This window comes from Microbacterium imperiale (assembly GCF_017876655.1).
Lineage (GTDB): Bacteria > Actinomycetota > Actinomycetes > Actinomycetales > Microbacteriaceae > Microbacterium > Microbacterium imperiale.
Window position 1 is genome coordinate 642,351 of record NZ_JAGIOK010000001.1, and the last position, 13,183, is coordinate 655,533.

A 13,183-nucleotide genomic window follows, 5' to 3' on the forward strand; every position below is an offset into this window, starting at 1 on the left:
CCTGCTCCTCCTTCCGTCGGTGGCGGTAAGTCTAATCAGCCGGATGCACGAGAGGCCGGAGCTGGACGCTCCGGCCTCTCGTTCGCTATCGCGGCTGCGATTCGCTCAGACGAGCGAGCGCAGCACGTACTGCAGGATGCCGCCGTTGCGGTAGTAGTCCGCTTCACCGGGGGTGTCGATGCGGACGACCGCGTCGAACTCGACCGTCTGCTTGCCCTCGGGCGAGAACTCGCTCGGCTCGGCGACGACCTTGACCGTCTTGGGAGTCACGCCCTCGTTGAGCTGCTCGAGACCCGTGATCGAGATGACCTCGGTGCCGTCCAGACCCAGCGACTTCCAGCTCTCGCCCGCGGGGAACTGCAGCGGGACGACGCCCATGCCGATGAGGTTCGAGCGGTGGATGCGCTCGAAGCTCTCGGTGATGACGGCCTTCACGCCGAGCAGGTTGGTGCCCTTGGCGGCCCAGTCGCGCGACGAGCCCGAGCCGTACTCCTTGCCGCCGAAGATGACGAGCGGAGTGCCCTGCGCCTGGTAGTTCTGGCTCGCGTCGTAGATGAACGACTGCGGGCCGCCCTCCTGGGTGAAGTCGCGGGTGTAGCCGCCCTCGACGACCTTGCCGTCGTTGACCGCTGCCGTGAGCTCGTTCTTCAGGCGGATGTTGGCGAAGGTGCCGCGGATCATGACCTCGTGGTTGCCGCGGCGCGAGCCGTAGGAGTTGAAGTCCTTCTGCGCGACGCCGTGCTCGGTCAGGTACTGCGCCGCGGGCGTGCCGGCCTTGATGTTGCCGGCGGGGCTGATGTGGTCGGTCGTCACCGAGTCGCCGAGGGTCGCCATGACGCGAGCGCCGGTGATGTCGGTGACCGGGGTCAGCTCCATCTGCATGCCGTCGAAGTACGGGGCCTTGCGGACGTAGGTGGAGTCCTCGTCCCATTCGAACACCGGGCCGGTCGGGGTGGGCAGGTTCTTCCAGCGCTCGTCGCCGTCGAAGACGGTGGCGTACTGCTTGATGAACTGCTCGCGCGAGATCGACGAGTCGATGATCTCCTGCACCTCGTCGGTGGCGGGCCAGATGTCCTTCAGGAAGACGTCGTTGCCCTCGGAGTCCTTCCCCAGCGCGTCGGTCTCGAAGTCGAAGTTCATCGAGCCGGCCAGCGCGTAGGCCACCACGAGCGGCGGCGAGGCGAGGTAGTTCATCTTCACGTCGGGGCTGATGCGGCCCTCGAAGTTGCGGTTGCCCGAGAGCACGGCCGTCACGGCGAGGTCGTTCTCGTTGATCGCTTCCGAGACCTCCTCGATGAGGGGGCCCGAGTTGCCGATGCAGATCGTGCAGCCGTAGCCGACGGTGTAGAACCCGAGGCTCTCGAGGTCCTTGTCGAGGCCCGACTTCTCGTAGTAGTCGGTGACGACCTTCGAGCCGGGGCCGAGCGTCGTCTTGACCCAGGGCTTGCGCGTCAGGCCGCGCTCGGCCGCCTTGCGGGCCAGCAGACCTGCGGCGATCATGACCGACGGGTTCGACGTGTTCGTGCACGAGGTGATGGCCGCGAGGGTCACCGCGCCGTTGTCGAGCAAGTAGCTCTCACCCGAGGGCTGGGTGACCTTGACGGGGTTGGATGCCGCGTGGCGCGCGCCGCTCGAGAGCAGTCCGGCGTGCGCGTGGTCGTGCTGGTGCGACACGGTGTCGTCGGAGTGCGTCTCGTGCTCGACACCGGGGGCGGTGCCGGGGTCGGAGGCCGGGAAGGTGCCCTCGACCTCGACGGGCTCGTCGGCGGCGTTGGCGTAGTTGAGGATGTCCTTCGCGAACTGCTGCTTGGACTCCGAGAGGAGGATGCGGTCCTGCGGACGCTTCGGGCCGGCGATCGACGGCACGACGGTCGACAGGTCGAGCTCCATGTACTCGCTGTAGCTGGGCTCGTTCGCCGGGTCGTGCCAGAGCGACTGCTCCTTGGCGTACGCCTCGACGAGGGCGACCGTCTGCTCGTCGCGACCGGTCAGACGCAGGTAGTCGAGCGTGACGTCGTCGATCGGGAACATCGCCGCGGTCGAGCCGAACTCGGGGCTCATGTTTCCGATGGTCGCGCGGTTCGCGAGCGGCACGGAGCCGACGCCGGCGCCGTAGAACTCGACGAACTTGCCGACCACACCGTGCTTGCGCAGCATGTCGGTGATCGTCAGGACGACGTCGGTCGCCGTCACACCGGCGGGGATCTCGCCCGTGAGCTTGAAGCCCACGACGCGCGGGATCAGCATCGAGACGGGCTGACCGAGCATCGCGGCCTCGGCCTCGATGCCGCCCACGCCCCACCCGAGCACGCCCAGACCGTTGACCATGGTGGTGTGCGAATCGGTGCCGACGCACGTGTCGGGGTACGCCCGCAGCACGCCGTCGACGTTGCGGTCGTAGATGACCTTCGCGAGGTGCTCGATGTTCACCTGGTGGACGATGCCGGTGCCGGGCGGAACGACCTTGAAGTCGTCGAAGGCGGTCTGGCCCCAGCGCAGGAACTGGTAGCGCTCGCCGTTGCGCTCGTACTCGATCTCGACGTTGCGCTCGAGAGCGTTCTCGCTGCCGAAGAGGTCGGCGATCACCGAGTGGTCGATGACCATCTCGGCGGGCGAGAGCGGGTTGATGCGGTTCGGGTCTCCCCCGAGTGCCGTCACGGCCTCGCGCATGGTGGCGAGGTCGACGATGCAGGGCACGCCGGTGAAGTCCTGCATCACGACGCGGGCGGGGCTGAACTGGATCTCGGTGTCGGGCTCGGCTGCGGCGTCCCACGAACCCAGCGCGCGGATCTGCTCCTGCGTGACGTTCGCGCCGTCCTCGGTGCGCAGGAGGTTCTCGAGCAGCACCTTGAGGCTGAAGGGAAGACGGTCGTAACCCTCGACCGTGTCGATCCGGAAGATCTCGTAGTCGGTGCTGCCGACCGTCAGGGTGCTCTTGGCTCCGAAGCTGTCAACAGTGGACACGTCTGCTCTCCTTCATCGGCGGGCCGCACGCTCGCGCGCACCGTCCCATCATCCCCTCGCCGCACGCGTCGATCTAGTGAGGCGACCCTTAGTGAGGCGGGGCAAATTTATCTTGACGTCGAGATAAATATATCACTCGGGGCGGCGCGGGTAGAGCGTGCGCACGGCGAGCCACGTGACCGCTGCGAGCGGCGCGAACAGCGGCAGCCCCATGACGAGCTTCAGCGTGCCGAGCGCGGCGACCTCGTTCGCGAAGTAGAGCGGAAGCTGGACGGCGAGCCGCGCGAAGAAGAGGCCGGCCCAGGCGATGGCGAGCCAGAAGTACACGCGGCGCTTGCGTCGATCGCGGCGCCAGGCGACGCCCTCGTTCATGAGGAATCCCGCCGCGAGGCCGATGAGCGACCAGCCGACGAGGGCCGAGATCAGGAAGGCGGTGCCGTACGCGGCGTTGGTGATCAGTCCCGGGATGAAGTTGTCCTGGCCGCGCCCCGTCCACAAGGCCAGCCCTGCGGCCACCGCGGTCGCGATGAGCCCGCCGAAAGCCGCGCCCGCCGGCCCCCGCTGCACCAGACGGATGAGGGTGAAGACCGCCGCGACGCCGACCGACAGGCCCAGCGAGAGCCACAGATCGGCCTCGCGGGTGTCGGGGTCGGTCGTGAGCGTGAAGACGACGATGAAGACGAGGCCCGGCAGCACGGCCTCGAGCACACCGCGGAAGCCGCCCATCGCGCGCCACACGACACCGCCCGTCGACGCCTCGGTCGACGGGTCGAAACCGGCCTTGCGTGCCGCCTCTCCGAGCGCGGCCCCGAGCACTCCCGATGCCGACGGCTCGGGAGGCGTGAGGTCGCTGGGGCGCCGATCGGATGCCGCGGGGCGTTCCTCGTCGCTCACGCCGAGCCGGGGGTCGCGGGCATCTTCAGCGGGATGAGGTCGCGAGGGGGCATGGGCGATCCGCCGCGCACGACGACGAGCGAGCGGAAGAGGTCCTCGACCTGCGCCGCGGCCTCGATGTCGCTCGTCGCGGCGCCGCCGATGACGCCGCGCAGGAACCACCGCGGACCGTCGACGCCGACGAAGCGGGCGAGGCGCTTGCCGCTGCCGTCCGCTCCCGCGATCACGGGCACCTCGGCGAGCAGCTCGGGACCGAGGGGACCCTCGCGCTCCTCGACCCGACCGCCCTGCTGGCGCACTTGCTGGCGGATCTGCTCCCGCGTCTCCTCCCAGAGCCCGGTCGAGCGCGGCGCCGCGAACGGCTGCACCTGCAGCGTCGAGCCGGCGTAGTCGAGGCCGACCGCGACGATGCGCTTGGTCTGCTCCTCGACCTCGAGACGCAGGTTCAGCCCTTCCCGGGGCAGGACCTTGATGCCGCCGAGATCGATGTAGGGGCGGACCGCATTGGCCTCGGACTCGTCGAAGGGTCCGTTGGCAGCGCGGTCGGCGGGGGCGGTCTTCGCGTCGTCGCTCATGTGGGGATTCCTGCCTTCTGGTAGCCGGTGGAGCCGAAGCCGCCCTCGCCGCGAACGCTCTCGGGCAGGGCGTCGACGGGGAGGAACCGCGCCCGGGTCACCGGCATCACGATCAGTTGCGCGATCCGGTCGCCGGGGGCGATCTCGTAGGCCTCGGAGGTGTCGGTGTTCAGGAGCGCGACCTTGATCTCGCCCCGGTAGCCCGCGTCGACGGTTCCGGGAGAGTTCACGACGGTGATGCCGTGCTTCGCGGCCAGGCCGCTGCGGGGCACCACGAAAGCCGCGTAGCCCTCGGGCAGCGCGACGCGCACGCCGGTGCCCACCAGTGCGCGCTGTCCGGGCTCGAGGCGCACCGACTCGGCAGACGTCAGATCCGCACCTGCGTCGCCCGGGTGGGCGTAGGCGGGAACGTCTGCGGCGATAATGGGGACGTCCACGGATTCGGTCACCCCACGAGGCTAATGCACAGTTCTGCCCCCGCCACCTTGCCCGACGCCGGCTACCGCGAGCGGCTGAGCCCGTCGCTGTGGGTGCTCGTCAGCGCCGCCGTCTGCGGGCCCATGGTGGCGCTCGTGCTCGCGCCGCTCGATTCCGTCGTCGGCCTCGTCGCGGGCATCGTCGTCGGGGCGGCCGTCGTCGCCGCGCTCATCCTGCTCTCCCCCGTCGTGACCGTCACGAACGGGTGGCTGCGCGTGGGCCGCGCCCGCATCGAGCTCGCGTACCTCGGCGACGTCGAGACGCTGATCGGCGACGACGCCCGGCACGCACGTGGCCCCGGGCTGTCGCCGTCATCGTGGCACCTGCTGCGCGGGGGCATCGACGGCGTCGTCCGCGTCGAGGTCCGCGACGCCGACGACCCGGTGAGTCACTGGGTGTTCTCATCGCGCACGCCGGAACGCGTGGCAGCGGTCATCCGGAGCGCGCGGGACTGACCCTCGATACGACTGCGGCCCCCGACGCCGAAGCGTCGAGGGCCGGGAGATCGGTGGTCGTCAGGCGGCGCACTCGGTGCAGATCGCGCCGACCGACGTCTCGTGGTCGATCTGCGTGCGGTGCTTCACGAGGAAGCACTCCATGCAGGTGAACTCGTCCTCCTGCGGGGGCAGCACGACGACGTCCAACTCGAGGTCCGACAGGTCGGCGCCGGGGAGCTCGAACCCCGAGGGGTTGTCGGCGTCCTCGTTGTCGATCGACCCCGAGGACTTGTCGGGGACGCGCTCCTTGAGGGCCTCGATCGACTCGCTGTCGTCCTCGGTCTTGCGGGGTGCGTCGTAATCCGTAGCCATGTCGAAAGGCCTCTACTTCCAGGTGTTGCCGGTTGCCGCGCCGAGTGGGGCGGCGATAGTTTGCATGACCGGCGCAGTTTTCGCAAAACGTCGCGGAAGACGATTCCGCGAACGGGCTCGACGGGCCGGCTCGCCCCCCGAAACGGACGGCGCGCCCGCGATATTCCCGCTGTCGTCGGAACGCTGTGACACCATGACGGCACACGTATCCGTTGGGAGGGTTCTGCGCATGGAACAGCTCAAGGTCATCGGGACCGAGGAGGGCATCCTCGTCCTCGCCACCGAGTCCGGGGAGCGCTTCGCGCTGCCGGTCGATGAGACCCTGCGCGCTCAGCTGCGCACGGCGCGTCCCTCCGACGAACCCCGCGCGGCGCGCCCGAGCCCCCGCGAGATCCAGGCCCACATCCGCGCCGGGATGAGCGCAGCCGACGTCGCGAACCTCCTCGGCATCCGGGTCGAGGACGTCACCCGCTACGAGCGCCCGATCATCGCCGAGCGCGAGCACATCGTCGGGCAGGCTCTCGCGGTACCGGTGCTGATCGCCGGTGAGCTCGAGCCCGACGCTCAACCGACATTCGGCACCGCGGTGCGCACCAAGCTGAGCGAGGCCGGCGCGACGGGTGAGCGCTGGACGAGCTGGCGCGAGGCCGACGGCTGGGTCGTCAAGCTCGAGTTCACCGTGAGCGAGGTCGAGCACGACGCGCGCTGGTCCTTCGACCCGCGGCGGTCGTCGCTGTCGCCGCTGAACTCCGACGCGACGCAGTTGTCCCGCCAGGGCTCGCTGCCCGAGGGCTTGATCCCCCGCCTGCGTGCGCTCGACACCCCCCAGCCCAAGGACGAGTCGCGCTTCGACAGCGGCGCGTTCGGCCCTCGGCATTCGGCTCCGGCCGACCCCGAGACGGCGTCGCCCACGAGCCTGCGTGGCGCCGGGTCGGCGGCGCAGGATGCCGCCATCAAGCGCGCACCCGAGCCCGTGGTCACCTCGTCCGAGACGGCCGACCTGCTCGAAGCGCTGCGTCGCCGGCGCGGCCAGCGTGAGCCGATGCCGACCGACGAGCGCAGCGACACCCGCGAGCGCACCCCGGTCGCCCTGTTCGACGCGCTCGAGCCGGGGTACCAGGAGCCCGAGCCGGCACCCGAGCCCGATCCGAAGCCCGAGGCGTCGGATGAGTCGGCTCAGCCCGAGACCCGTCGACGCGGCGGCCGCACCTCGATGCCGTCGTGGGACGAGATCGTCTTCGGCGCCCGCAGCGAAGACGCCTGACGCCACTCAGGCGAAGGCGCCCAGGCGCACGAGCGGGACGATGCGCTCCTGGTCGGTGAGCGAGCCGTGCTGGCCGACCATCCGCTGCGCCTTCTTGTCGACGAGTCGGTCGTCGTAGTACGCCACCGCCGCGCGCGCCGCGACGAGGACGTCGCCGATGCGCGGCGCGACCTCCGGGTCCACCGGCCCGAACAGGCCGGACGCGATGGCTTCATCTCGCGACAGCACCCACGACCGCTCGCTCTCGCTGTCACGCCAACGCGCCGCGACGGCGTCGGCGGCGCCCGCTTCGGCGTACAGGTGCAGCATGCGCGGTTCGCCCGCGATCATCTCGACGCCCTCGACGAGCGCGTCGTCCTCGCCCAGCAGGACGTGCCGGTGCGCCGGGACGTCGACCATGCCGTGGTCGGCGGTGAGGACGGCGCCGATGCCCGTGCCCAGCTGACGATCCCACCGGCGAAGCGTCGCGTCGAGGGTCTCGAGTTCGGCCGACCATCGGTCGCTCTCCGACCCCTCCGCGTGTCCGATGACGTCGAGCTCGGGGATGTAGACGTAGATCAGCGCGCCCGGATGCTGCGCCGCCAGCGCCTCCGCGAGGGCGAGGCGCTCGTCGATGCTCTTCGCACCGATGAATTCCGCGCCGCGCACGGTCGCCCGCGTGAAGCCGGTGTCGGCGTACTGCGGGCGGCTGACCACGAAGCACGGCCGTCCGGTGGCTGCCTCGCGCTCGAAGATCGGGGTGACGCGCTGCCACGTGCGCGGCTCGAGCCCGTCGCTCTCCCACCCGGTCAGCTGGTTGGGGGCGAGGTCCGTGCCCGGGATGCGGACGCGGTACCCGAGGATGCCGTGCTGCCCGGGCATCGTCCCGGTGAACAGGCTCGTCAGCGCGACCGCCGTCGTGGCGGGGAACACGGTGCGCACCGCATCCCGCTTGCTCATCCGTTCGGTGAGGAAGCGCGCGTAGGCGGCCCGCATCGCGAGGTTGCCGCGCCCCAGTCCGTCGGCGACGATGACGATCGCCGACGTCGCCGGCGCGAACCAGTCTGCGGCTCCGGTGAGCGACCCGATCAGCTGCGGCAGCACACCGGTGAGGCTCCGGGCCGACGGCGGGTCGATCGGTAGGCTGGAGGGCATCGCGGACAGTCTCGCACACGAGCGTCCGCACCCGAATCCCCGATCGAGGTCCGTACAGCTCCATGGCCGCATCCCGCACCGCATCCCCCGTCCCCGACCAGCCGGAGCGCATCGAGGACGTCGACCTCTCGGCCGAGATGCAGGGATCGTTCCTCGAGTACGCGTACTCGGTCATCTATTCGCGCGCACTCCCCGACGCCCGCGACGGCCTCAAGCCCGTGCAGCGGCGGATCCTGTTCCAGATGGCCGACATGGGTCTGCGACCCGACCGCGGGCACGTCAAGAGCGCCCGCGTCGTCGGCGAGGTCATGGGGAAGCTGCATCCCCACGGCGACTCCGCCATCTACGACGCCCTCGTGCGTCTGGCGCAGGACTTCGCGCTGCGGGTGCCGCTCGTGGACGGGCACGGCAACTTCGGCTCTCTCGACGACGGCCCGGCCGCCGCGCGGTACACCGAGGCGCGCCTCGCCCCCTCCGCCCTCGCCCTCACCGAGAACCTCGACGAGGATGTCGTCGACTTCATCCCGAACTACGACGGGCAGTTCCAGCAGCCCGCCGTCCTGCCGGCCGCCTACCCCAACCTGCTGGTCAACGGCACGACCGGCATCGCCGTCGGCATGGCGACGAACATGGCGCCGCACAACCTCATCGAGGTCGTCGCGGCCGCCGTCCACCTGCTCGAGAACCCCGATGCGACGCTCGATGAGCTCATGGAGTTCGTCCCTGGCCCCGACCTGCCCGGCGGCGGCGTCATCGTCGGTCTCGACGGCATCAAGGACGCCTATACGAACGGCCGCGGCACCTTCCGCACGCGCGCGAAGGTGTCGGTCGAGTCGCTGGGGCCGCGCCGCACGGGGCTCGTCGTCACCGAGCTCCCCTACATGGTCGGCCCCGAGCGGATCATCGAGAAGATCAAGGATGCCGTCAACGCCAAGAAGCTGACCGGCATCTCGGACGTCCAGGACTTCACCGACCGCAACCACGGTCTGCGCCTGGTGATCACCATCAAGACGGGCTTCGACCCGAACGCGGTGCTCGAGCAGCTGTACCGGCTCACCCCGCTCGAGGACTCGTTCGGCATCAACAACGTCGCGCTCGTCGACGGGCAGCCGCAGACCCTGGGCCTCAAGGATCTGCTGCGCGTGTACCTCGACCACCGCCTCGAGGTCGTCACGCGCCGCAGCCGGTACCGCCTGGCCCGCAAGCAGGAGCGCCTGCACCTGGTCGAGGGCCTGCTCATCGCGATCCTCGACATCGACGAGGTCATCCAGGTCATCCGCTCCTCCGACGACGGCGAGCAGGCGCGCGGACGGCTGATCGAGGTGTTCGACCTGTCGCAGCCGCAGGCGGAGTACATCCTCGAGCTCCGGTTGCGCCGCCTGACGAAGTTCTCCCGGATCGAGCTCGAGACCGAACGCGACCAGTTGAAGGCCGAGATCGCCCACCTCGAAGAGCTGCTCGCGAGCGACGTCCTGCTGCGCGCCCAGGTGGCGCGCGAACTCGAAGCGGCTGCCGACACCTACGGCACGCCGCGCCGCACGCTGCTGCTCAACGGCGGCCCCGTCACGGCGCGGGCCGGGAAGAAGGCCGGCGCCGACCTGCAGATCGCCGACGCGCCGTGTCGCGTGTTCCTGTCGGCCACCGGCCGCATGGTGCGCGCCGAACTCGGCGACGACCTCCTCAGCAGCGGCATCGTGCCCCCCGCACGGCGCAGCAAGCACGACGCCATCCGCTCGGCCGTCGACGCGACGGTCCGCGGTGACCTCGGCGCCGTCACCAGCACCGGACGACTCGTGCGCTTCTCCCCCGTCGACCTGCCCTCGGTTCCGGGCAACAGCGTCCAGCTCGCCGCCGGGACGAAGGCCGACCAGTACCTCGGGCTCGCCGCGCAGGAGCATGTCGTCGCGATCGTCCCGCTGACGGGCGAGCCGCCGATCGCGCTGGGCACGGCGCAGGGCGTCGTCAAGCGCGTGAGCGCCACCGAGCTCGCCCCCGGAAAGCCCGACGCCGAGATCATCGCGCTCAAGCCCGGCGACCGGGTCGTGGGCGCAGCGCCCGCGCCCGACGGCACGGAGCTCGTCTTCGTCACCTCCGACGCGCAGCTGCTGCGCTTCGACGCGACGGCGGTCCGGCCGCAGGGGCGCGCCGCCGGCGGCATGGCGGGCGTACGCGTCGCCGACGGAGAGCGCGTCATCGCGTTCACGGCCGTCGCGGCATCCGAGGACACGGTCGTGGTGACGATCGCCGGCTCGACGCAGTCGCTCTCGGGAGCCGACGCCGGCAGCGGCAAGGTGTCGGCGTTCGCTGAGTTCCCCGCGAAGGGTCGTGCCACCGGCGGCGTCCGCGCGCAGCGCTTCCTGCGCGGCGAGGACACGCTCACCCTCGCCTGGGTCGGCGACACCCCGCGCGCGGTCGGACCCGACGGCGCAACCCGGACGCTGCCCGAGGCCGGAGCGAAGCGCGACGCCTCGGGCCAGCCGCTCGAGGGCGTCATCGGCGCGATCGGCACCGTCGTCGCCTGACGCTCCGCCCCGCGCGGGGCGTCGGCCCTGCACGGGTCAGGCGTCGATCGCCTCGCGCGAGAGCCGGTCGCTGGAGGTGACGATGAAGTCCCGTCGTGGCGCGACCTCGTTGCCCATGAGCAGTTCGAACACGGCGTTGGCCGCGTCGGCGTCCTCGACGCGCACGCGGCGGAGGGTCCGGCCGGCGCGATCCATCGTCGTGGTCGCGAGCTGGTCGGCGTCCATCTCGCCGAGACCCTTGTACCGCTGAATCGGCTCCTGCCACTTCCGGCCCGACTTCCGGAGCTTCGCGAGCAGGCCGTGCAGCTCGGCCTCGGAATAGGTGTAGATCGTCTCGTTCGACTTCGAACCGGGGTTGACCACGACGACGCGGTGCAGCGGCGGCACGGCGGCGAAGACGCGACCCTCTTCGATCAGCGGCCGCATGTAGCGGAAGAACAGCGTGAGCAGCAGCGTCCGGATGTGCGCGCCGTCGACGTCGGCGTCGCTCATGAGGATCACCTTGCCGTAGCGCGCGGCGCTGAGGTCGAACGACCGACCCGAGCCTGCTCCGATCACCTGGATGATCGCGGCGCACTCCGCGTTCGAGAGCATGTCGCTGACGGAGGCCTTCTGAACGTTGAGGATCTTGCCGCGGATGGGCAGCAGCGCCTGGTACTCGCTGTTGCGCGCGTGCTTGGCCGTGCCGAGCGCCGAGTCTCCCTCGACGATGAACAGCTCGGACTCGGCGACGTCGTTGGTTCGGCAGTCCGCCAGCTTCGCCGGCAGCGACGACGACTCGAGAGCCGTCTTGCGGCGCTGGGTCTCCTTGTGCGTGCGCGCCGAGATGCGCGCCTTCATCTCCGAGACGACCTTCTCGAGCAGCTGACCCGTCTGCGCCTTGTCGTCGCGCTTGGGCGAGGCGAAGCGCGCGGCCATCTCGCGGTTGACCACGTTCGCGACGATCTGCCGCACGGCCGGCGTGCCCAGGATCTCCTTGGTCTGCCCCTCGAACTGCGGCTCGGGCAGGCGCACCGTGAGCACGGCGGTCAGACCGGCGAGGATGTCGTCCTTCTCGAGCTTGTCGTTCCCGACCTTCAGACGCCGCGCGTTCTGCTCGACCTGGCTGCGGATGATCTTCATCAGGCCCTGCTCGAAGCCCTGCTGGTGCGTGCCGCCCTTGGGCGTCGCGATGATGTTGACGAACGAGCGCGTCACGGTCTCGTAGCTGGTGCCCCACCGCAGCGCGATGTCGACCTCGCACGAGCGCTCCACCTCGGTGGGCACCATCGCGCCGTTGGCCTGCAGCACCGGCACCGTTTCCGAGAAGGTGCCGGAGCCGGTCAGGCGCCAAGTGTCGGTGATGGGCGCGTCCGGGGCCAGGAACTCCGCGAACTCCGAGATCCCGCCGTCGTACCGGTAGGTCGTCTCCACCCGTTCCTCGCCGCGCTCGTCGACGATGACGATCTCGAGACCCGGCACGAGGAAGGCGGTCTGCCGTGCCCGCTGCTCGAGCTCCTCGAGGTGGAAGGCGGCATCCTTCGTGAAGATCTGCCGATCGGCCCAGTAGCGAATGCGCGTGCCCGTCGTGCCGCGCGGCGCCTTGCCAACGACGCGCAGCTCGGACGAGCGCTCGAACGGGGTGAACTCGGAGTCGGGGGTGTCGCCGGCGAACAGGCCGGGCTCACCGCGATGGAACGACATCGCGTAGGTCTTCCCCGCCCGGTCGACCTCGACGTCGAGGCGCTCCGACAGCGCGTTGACCACCGACGCGCCCACACCGTGCAGACCGCCCGATGCCGCGTACGAGCCGCCGCCGAACTTGCCGCCGGCGTGCAGCTTGGTGAAGACCACTTCGACGCCCGTCAGCCCGGTTCGGGGCTCGACGTCGACGGGGATGCCGCGCGCGCGGTCGCGTACCTCGACGCTGCCATCGGCATGGAGGACGATGTCGATGCGCGACCCGTGTCCGCCCAGTGCCTCGTCGACGGAGTTGTCGATGATCTCCCAGAGGCAGTGCATGAGACCGCGGGAATCCGTGGAGCCGATGTACATGCCCGGGCGCTTGCGGACGGCCTCGAGGCCTTCGAGCACCTGGAGATGATGGGCGGAATACTCAGCAGTCACGATCTCCAAGCGTATCCGGGGGCGCCGACACCGGATGGAGGACACACGCTCGGCGGCCCCACTCGGCCGGCGGTGCGCGGTGAGCGTACGCGCAGAGCGAAATGCGCGTCAAATGGGGCATACCCCCCGCTGCGCGTGGTTGTATCGAAGGCACTCAGTTGCACGACCCGATCGACCGAGGAGGCACCCCCATGACCACGTCGACTACCACAGAGACCACCGCCGTCCTCGAGCACCGTCTGACCGCGGCCGATCGCTGCGATTCGTGCGGCGCCCAGGCTTACATCGCGGCCGAGGTCAACGGCAGCGAGCTGCTCTTCTGCGCCCACCACGGACGCAAGTACGAAGAGAAGCTCCGCGCCGTCGCCACGAGCTGGCACGACGAGACCGCGCGCCTCGTCGCCGCCGGCTGACCGCCGCGCGAGAACGACAGAAGCC

The 13,183-nt window shown here is 70.2% G+C and carries 11 protein-coding genes; 4 read left to right on the forward strand and 7 right to left on the reverse strand.

Annotated features, from left to right (window positions below):
* Window positions 1-105 precede the first annotated feature (105 nt).
* From JOF37_RS03150 to dut, 4 genes are all read right to left on the reverse strand, one after another.
* Window positions 106-2,964: an aconitate hydratase gene (locus tag JOF37_RS03150; protein WP_210004993.1), complete on the reverse strand. Its 2,859-nt coding sequence runs from the start codon at window positions 2,962-2,964 to the stop codon at window positions 106-108.
* Between the two features lie 132 nt (window positions 2,965-3,096).
* Window positions 3,097-3,858 (reverse strand): DUF3159 domain-containing protein, encoded by a 762-nt coding sequence (locus JOF37_RS03155; protein ID WP_210004994.1) that lies wholly within the window; start codon window positions 3,856-3,858, stop codon window positions 3,097-3,099.
* The gene (locus JOF37_RS03160; RefSeq protein WP_210004995.1) at window positions 3,855-4,433 is read right to left on the reverse strand and encodes a DUF3710 domain-containing protein; all 579 of its coding nucleotides are present in this window, start codon (window positions 4,431-4,433) and stop codon (window positions 3,855-3,857) included. Before JOF37_RS03160 ends, JOF37_RS03155 begins: the two co-directional genes overlap by 4 nt.
* Window positions 4,430-4,882, reverse strand: coding sequence for a dUTP diphosphatase (gene dut, locus JOF37_RS03165; protein ID WP_210004996.1), 453 nt, complete (start codon window positions 4,880-4,882; stop codon window positions 4,430-4,432). Before dut ends, JOF37_RS03160 begins: the two co-directional genes overlap by 4 nt.
* A 12-nt stretch (window positions 4,883-4,894) precedes the next feature.
* Here dut and JOF37_RS03170 point away from each other — a divergent pair, with 12 nt between their 5' ends.
* Window positions 4,895-5,365, forward strand: coding sequence for a DUF3093 domain-containing protein (locus tag JOF37_RS03170; RefSeq protein WP_210004997.1), 471 nt, complete (start codon window positions 4,895-4,897; stop codon window positions 5,363-5,365).
* 60 nt (window positions 5,366-5,425) lie between these two features.
* Here the strand turns inward: JOF37_RS03170 and JOF37_RS03175 are convergent, their stop codons facing one another.
* Window positions 5,426-5,719 (reverse strand): DUF4193 domain-containing protein, encoded by a 294-nt coding sequence (locus JOF37_RS03175; protein WP_091499152.1) that lies wholly within the window; start codon window positions 5,717-5,719, stop codon window positions 5,426-5,428.
* A 229-nt stretch (window positions 5,720-5,948) separates the two neighbouring features.
* Here JOF37_RS03175 and sepH point away from each other — a divergent pair, with 229 nt between their 5' ends.
* Complete coding sequence (gene sepH / locus JOF37_RS03180; RefSeq protein WP_210004998.1) at window positions 5,949-6,983, forward strand: septation protein SepH; 1,035 nt, start codon at window positions 5,949-5,951, stop codon at window positions 6,981-6,983.
* A gap of 6 nt (window positions 6,984-6,989) precedes the next feature.
* Here the strand turns inward: sepH and JOF37_RS03185 are convergent, their stop codons facing one another.
* Window positions 6,990-8,117 (reverse strand): alkaline phosphatase family protein, encoded by a 1,128-nt coding sequence (locus tag JOF37_RS03185; protein WP_210004999.1) that lies wholly within the window; start codon window positions 8,115-8,117, stop codon window positions 6,990-6,992.
* A gap of 62 nt (window positions 8,118-8,179) precedes the next feature.
* On the opposite strand from JOF37_RS03185, the gene JOF37_RS03190 reads away from it, so the two are divergent.
* Entirely contained in the window at window positions 8,180-10,639 is a 2,460-nt protein-coding gene (locus JOF37_RS03190) for a DNA gyrase/topoisomerase IV subunit A (protein ID WP_210005001.1), read from the forward strand.
* A 36-nt stretch (window positions 10,640-10,675) separates the two neighbouring features.
* Here JOF37_RS03190 and JOF37_RS03195 read toward each other — a convergent pair whose 3' ends face one another.
* Complete coding sequence (locus JOF37_RS03195; protein WP_372445404.1) at window positions 10,676-12,745, reverse strand: DNA gyrase/topoisomerase IV subunit B; 2,070 nt, start codon at window positions 12,743-12,745, stop codon at window positions 10,676-10,678.
* 191 nt (window positions 12,746-12,936) lie between these two features.
* Here JOF37_RS03195 and JOF37_RS03200 point away from each other — a divergent pair, with 191 nt between their 5' ends.
* Window positions 12,937-13,158, forward strand: coding sequence for a DUF7455 domain-containing protein (locus JOF37_RS03200; protein ID WP_210005008.1), 222 nt, complete (start codon window positions 12,937-12,939; stop codon window positions 13,156-13,158).
* Window positions 13,159-13,183: the final 25 nt, after the last annotated feature.

Bases quoted from the DNA above. Each gene is read 5' to 3' on its own strand.
- JOF37_RS03160 (WP_210004995.1), bottom strand. From the start codon at position 4,433: ATGAGCGACGACGCGAAGACCGCCCCCGCCGACCGCGCTGCCAACGGA.
- JOF37_RS03170 (WP_210004997.1), top strand. From the start codon at position 4,895: ATGCACAGTTCTGCCCCCGCCACCTTGCCCGACGCCGGCTACCGCGAG.
- JOF37_RS03175 (WP_091499152.1), bottom strand. From the start codon at position 5,719: ATGGCTACGGATTACGACGCACCCCGCAAGACCGAGGACGACAGCGAG.
- sepH (WP_210004998.1), top strand. From the start codon at position 5,949: ATGGAACAGCTCAAGGTCATCGGGACCGAGGAGGGCATCCTCGTCCTC.
- JOF37_RS03185 (WP_210004999.1), bottom strand. From the start codon at position 8,117: ATGCCCTCCAGCCTACCGATCGACCCGCCGTCGGCCCGGAGCCTCACC.
- JOF37_RS03190 (WP_210005001.1), top strand. From the start codon at position 8,180: ATGGCCGCATCCCGCACCGCATCCCCCGTCCCCGACCAGCCGGAGCGC.
- JOF37_RS03200 (WP_210005008.1), top strand. From the start codon at position 12,937: ATGACCACGTCGACTACCACAGAGACCACCGCCGTCCTCGAGCACCGT.